The organism is Seonamhaeicola marinus (assembly GCF_008085455.1).
This window is the reverse complement of the sequence record NZ_VSDQ01000222.1, coordinates 1-637: the sequence shown is the minus strand read 5'-3', so window position 1 is coordinate 637 and position 637 is coordinate 1. Positions and strand designations below refer to the sequence as shown.

The window sequence follows — 637 nt, the reverse complement described above, 5'->3', positions numbered from 1 at the left end:
GGAAACATATCTAACACATAATATTTGGGTTTATCACTTTGGTTTTTGGCTTTAAAGGTTTTATTATCTGCCCAATATTTTTGCCACTTGGCTTCTATTTCGTTGAAATTGTAATTCATTATTTTATAAACACCTTTTGTCATTGCAATAGAGGCACAACTGTGGCAATCTTTTTAAATAACTTTTACGCTTATTAATTAAAAGATTCTCACGCTTCGCTTCAGTAATGACGAATTTTGAATGCGCAAATTTAAACTTATTATAACACTATTAAAAGTTAAACGTTGTATTAGTTAAGGAATACAGAATTCTTTTATATTTTTACTGCATTAATGAAATAGATTTTATGAGCTCATACTTTGAAAAACAACAAAAACGCCGGTTAATTTCTTCATACTTTTCAGTAGTTTTAAGTATTGCGTTGGTTTTGTTTTTACTTGGCTTATTAGGTATTGTACTTTTAAATGCCAAAAAAGTATCTGACCATTTTAAAGAACAAGTGGTTGTTACCATTTATTTAAAAGAAAATGCTAAAGACATTGAAGTTAAACAGCTTGAAAAAAGTTTGGCTATGAGTGATTACGTAAAATCTACAGAGTATGTTAGCAAAGAACAGGCTGCAGAATTTATGAAAGCT

General features: G+C 28.9%; 1 protein-coding gene. It reads left to right on the top strand.

Annotated elements, in window-relative coordinates:
* Positions 1–346: 346 nt before the first annotated feature.
* Positions 347–637: cell division protein FtsX (locus FUA24_RS03125; RefSeq protein WP_222861306.1), on the top strand; the 291-nt coding region annotated here is incomplete at its 3' end.